Raw genomic sequence first — 4,593 nt, 5'->3', positions numbered from 1 at the left:
AAAGGCTACAAATTCAACATATCAATAGATAAATACTTTGCTGAATGACTACGGTACGGGGCCGGGATTATCCTTAGAGTTGACCGGGGAATTTGGATTGAGAAGAGGGTTAAATGGAGCAAGTATTTGATTGTTTGATGCTAGGATAGGCGCCGCTACTAATATGGTCAAGAATAGAATAAGCGCTAAACCTAATGTGTGCTTTCTATTTATAGTGTGAAACAAATCTTTCCACCATTGAGAGTAGTTCACTATTTTTCTGAGAATCGCTTTTTCAAGTACTGCTTTCTGTAATAATTCTTACTTTCCCCATTTGGGAATTTTACACTTGCTTAATTAAAAAAATGGCAAAAGACGTATTTATTGTTTGTGTATACTATTGCCCGACGCCATGCTTCTTGTTGGTGAAGGTGTAGTTTTTTGGAGACTCTTTTTCTCTTTTTGAAGTTAATGGTGAAGGGCTTCTTTGGGCTTCTTTTCCTAAAATAAGACTTGGACGATGGATGATATTGTAGACCGAGTGGAGAACCCGGTTCCACTTGCGGTCGCCTTCCTAGTGTACTGATGTAGTTGCTACCATCTTTTATTTTATCGTTTAAATTAGCCTAAAACCTTGCAAACATTTCCCAAAAAAATTTTTCGAACACTGTTTTGCCCTAACACTCGCCAAACCATAGGAAGTGGGGAGAAAAAGAATTTTTCTTATGCTTTCTAAATGTGGGGCTTATGTGTTTTTTGAAAAATTGTTTGGTTTTGGATGTTTCGAATTGGGGGAAAATGGGGGGGTTGTGTGTTGATTGGTGTTGGTTTATAGTTTTGTTGTTATTTGTTTTTTGGAGTCTTTCTATTCGTTGTTTGGTGTGTTTTTTGTTATAGTTGGAATGTGGTGTAGTATAGCCATTTTGCTAGGAAGATGAGTACTGCTGGTGGTATTTGGGTTATTAGGGGGATTATTGTTTTTAGTCGGCTGGTTTTTTTGGAGGGGTTGAACGTGTAGAGGGTGAGGCTGGGGTAGTGGACGCTGATCTCCATGGTTTTTGCCAGTTCCTGAACGTCGCCCAGTTTTTTGTCGATTTCACTTAGGTTTTTTAGGATGTCTTGGGTTTTCTTTTGGTTTATTGCTTTTAGGAGGTTGGTGGTGATGGTTTTGGCGCGGTTTAGGGGTTCTTTTTCGTTTTGTAGGAGGGCGAGGTATAGTGTGGTTAGGGGGGGTTCGAGGTTGAATTCTTCTAGTTCTTTCATGTTTTTTGACAGGGTGTGGTTTAGTAGGATGTATAGCATGAAGTGTGCTTGCTCGATTTTTTTGATGTCTTCTTCTTGGTATCCTTCTTTGATGTTGCTGATTATGTTTAGGCAGGCTTGGCTTAGGGTTTCCTCACTGTCGAGTATGGGGTGGAGCAAGTACAGGATACCCAGAGCGGAGATTATTATTATGGAGTATCTTGTAAGAGTTAGGAATGTCGTGGTGTATTGTAGGAACATTCCGTACCATACTAGGAAGGTTAGGGCGATTAGTGCGATTAGGGTTAGGTACTGTAGGATTAGAGCGGTTGAGGCGATTTTCTTGTTGATTTTCCAGTGTTGGATTATTTTTGTGCTGTTTTTTTCTTCTTCAGATTCTTTTAGGGTGTTTTTGGTTAGGGTTTGGGAGATTTTGATGGAGACTAGTGCTGTTGCGGATAGTATGGTGGTGAAGATTAGGGTTTTGACTGCGAATTCTCCTGTGAATATGATGTTGTTGTTTATGAAGAATGAGTACCATTTCCCATCATAGGGGTTGAGGGTGATTATCAATAGGAAGTAGGGATTAAATGCATAGTTTGTGGTTGGGTAGAATATTAAAAGCATGGCTATTAGTGTGAATAGGCTCATGTATTTTGGGTCTTCAGTGAGTTTCTTGAGAGCGGTGAGTATGGGATTCATGCCTTTTGATTTGTTTTATAGTTGTAATAAATTTTGCGTTTTGTTCGGTGAATCCTTTTCTGTTTGACTGGTAACCTACAGGGGTTGTTATTTTTTTATAAGTGGTTTTTTGAGTTTTTCTTTGACAAGACTAAAGTTGTTTGATGGTGTTTCTGATGAGCGTTTTTTCCTTTTTTAGATATTAAAGTATGGTTTTGGTTTTCCAATATTTTTTTAGGGTGTGGAAATTTTGTGTTGATGGGGGGAAAAACTTATTAGTGATTGTAGCTATCTGAAGAAGTAATTATATTTAATTACAGAATTATTCGGATAAAGCAGAAGAAGAGTATGAAATATTGATGGGGTTAAAGCCTGTTATTCGTTTTGCATCGCATTTATATAGGCTTTAACTAAATTGGTGCAGTCTGTCAATAAGGCATTTTCTTTTGCATTTTTCTCAATGTCTGTAATCGTTTTTAATATAAAGTTGTGGAGTTTTTCGTAAAGTTTTTCGCATTCATCGAGCGTAACCTCTCTTTCGTATTGATCTTCAGCTATGTTGCTGAATATTTCTGAAAGAATGAAGAGAGGTACTACGTATTTTTTAGGTGAGTCATTTATAATTTTCCATATTTTCTGTGATAACTCACTAAGAGGATGATGACCTCCTATTGTCTTGCAAGAGGCGTGTTGTAGGTAGGTTTGTTTTATGTGCGTGATCTCTTGTTTAATACTTTTCTTGTTGTTCATGGTTTTTCCGCCTAGACTCCGAATTCGCTTTTTTTAAACAATGCGTCGAAAGCCACGCCCATTTGTTTCAAATTTTCATGTGCTCCGGATTCTCTATCGACAACTGATAGCACCTTGGCAACTTTACAGTTGAGATTTTGAACTTCTTTTATTGCTTTAATTACAGAGCCTCCCTTGGTGGTGACGTCGTCAACGATTATCACCTTTTCGCCTTCTTTTAGGTTGCCTTCAATGGTTTTTCTTGTTCCTCTTTTTTTGGGCTCTTTTCTAACAAAAAAACCATATAATGGTCTACTGGATTTCCAACTTATCAAGCATAGAGCGGTAACAAGGGGAATAGCCCCAGCCTCTAATCCTCCCACATATTTGACATCACAGTCCTTAATTTTTTCAAACAAACATTTGGCTATTAGATTTGCTCCCTCAGGGTCTAATAAGACCGTCTTCATGTCGAAAAAATAAGTGCTTTTGCCACCCGAAGCCAACTCAAATCCGTTTACCTCAGCAGTTAGAAGCGACTTGTCTCTTATAATTTGTTTGAGTCTTTCCCTTTCCTGATACGCCCCACTCGCATTTTCGCTCTCGTCTAATGCGAACTCTTTGAGGACATCAAACCCCATATATCTCACCTTTATGGATCAGAATCCAATATACTTTTTATGCTATATGTATTTATTCAGAACAGTTACAGTATATTATTTTTAAGTCTTTTTAAAGTTTCATGCCGTATTATTTTAAACGAAAATATAAATTAAATGACAAAGTTATAGGTAATTCATATATCTAGTAATTTGAAAGTATATATGAATCTATGTACCTCCCTTTTATGGTAATATATCTACCGTACTTCTTATATAAATTCTTTACCTTTACTTCCCTACGCACGATGTAATAGTTATGTTTTTTGCATGGGGGTATGTGTTTTTGTTTGTTGGCTGCTTGTAAAGGGGGCGTTATTAAGCCTTCTTTTCCAAATCCAAACCCTATTATGGGAGTTAAGCAGGACTCTTTCACATACCCAAAATCAAAAATACATATCCCTTACTTTGTGCCACTTCCCTATCACTTTTTATCTGAGGGAAATTCCATGCAAAGCAGTAAATTTTCTTTCTTCTTGGTAGCTGAACTTCAACTTAAGATATTATGAGGAGATAGATATATCGCGAGCTTCGAAGCCTTTTTCATGTACTAAACTTGGGAATATGCTTATATATATAATTATATTTAATTAATATCTAATTATATTTAATTATAAACCAATCTGGTCCTTGATTGAAACCGAAACCAGTTGGAGAAATACAATAGCAAGTGTAACAATAACTTCTAAAGGTGAAAAGCTTTCAGAGTCCAAAGTTCAGGGATTTCGCCAAAGCTTTTCAGCATTCGGCAGAACTCCTTAGCTGTGGGGGTTTCGGTCAAGCCATATTGTTCGGATACGTTACGGTTTTTCGATGGTATGTTTGTGAACGGATTCCATGTAAGAGATGATGTGGATGGTTGAGTACACGGTGTATGTGTTAATTGTTATTGTTATTATGGCTTTGTTGGCGGAGATTATAGATTCCGGTTTGGGTATGATGTATGGGACGACTCTGAGTCCGATTCTGATCACCGTAGGTTTTAGTCCGTTGGCAGTCATTCCCGGCATATTGGTTTCACAGGCACTGGGGGGATTAACGGGAACCATATTTCACCACAAGTATAAGAACGCTGATTTCAGCCTCAAGTCACAGCACTTCAAAGTGGTTCTAGCCATTGTTCTACCGGGGTTATTAGCGGTGTTATTGGGGGTTCACAACAGTAGAAAGATTTAATGATAAATAATACCATTCTTGGACTTTAATCATGAACCCAAACATCCGCAGAGACGTCTAATACAAGGCTACAACCATATGCCCACAAGAACCAAGTCGGCAATCAGCGTGGAGAACAAAAATCCGC

General features: G+C 37.8%; 4 protein-coding genes. 1 reads left to right on the top strand and 3 read right to left on the bottom strand.

What is annotated here, in order from left to right; translation table 11 throughout:
• Window positions 1-870: 870 nt before the first annotated feature.
• The 3 genes from ACUVXA_RS16695 to pyrE all read right to left on the bottom strand — a co-directional run bounded on the left by ACUVXA_RS16695 (window position 871) and on the right by pyrE (window position 3,272).
• Entirely contained in the window at window positions 871-1,923 is a 1,053-nt protein-coding gene (locus ACUVXA_RS16695) for a hypothetical protein (protein WP_445872421.1), read from the bottom strand.
• 354 nt (window positions 1,924-2,277) lie between these two features.
• On the bottom strand, window positions 2,278-2,652 hold the full coding sequence (locus tag ACUVXA_RS16690) for a hypothetical protein (RefSeq protein ID WP_445872420.1): 375 nt from the start codon (window positions 2,650-2,652) through the stop codon (window positions 2,278-2,280).
• An 11-nt stretch (window positions 2,653-2,663) separates the two neighbouring features.
• The gene (gene pyrE, locus ACUVXA_RS16685; RefSeq protein ID WP_445872419.1) at window positions 2,664-3,272 is read right to left on the bottom strand and encodes an orotate phosphoribosyltransferase; all 609 of its coding nucleotides are present in this window, start codon (window positions 3,270-3,272) and stop codon (window positions 2,664-2,666) included.
• A gap of 873 nt (window positions 3,273-4,145) precedes the next feature.
• Here pyrE and ACUVXA_RS16680 point away from each other — a divergent pair.
• On the top strand, window positions 4,146-4,466 hold the full coding sequence (locus tag ACUVXA_RS16680) for a hypothetical protein (protein WP_445872418.1): 321 nt from the start codon (window positions 4,146-4,148) through the stop codon (window positions 4,464-4,466).
• Window positions 4,467-4,593: the final 127 nt, after the last annotated feature.

It is taken from the genome of Candidatus Jordarchaeum sp. (assembly GCF_052745115.1).
Note: the sequence above shows the minus strand (reverse complement) of the source record. Positions and strands in the feature narration are given on the sequence as shown.

What these genes read in the sequence shown, in the direction of transcription:
- ACUVXA_RS16690 (WP_445872420.1), bottom strand. Translation starts at nt 2,652, where the DNA reads ATGAACAACAAGAAAAGTATTAAACAAGAGATCACGCACATAAAACAA.
- pyrE (WP_445872419.1), bottom strand. Translation starts at nt 3,272, where the DNA reads ATGGGGTTTGATGTCCTCAAAGAGTTCGCATTAGACGAGAGCGAAAAT.
- ACUVXA_RS16680 (WP_445872418.1), top strand. Translation starts at nt 4,146, where the DNA reads ATGGTTGAGTACACGGTGTATGTGTTAATTGTTATTGTTATTATGGCT.
- ACUVXA_RS16695 (WP_445872421.1), bottom strand. Translation starts at nt 1,923, where the DNA reads ATGAATCCCATACTCACCGCTCTCAAGAAACTCACTGAAGACCCAAAA.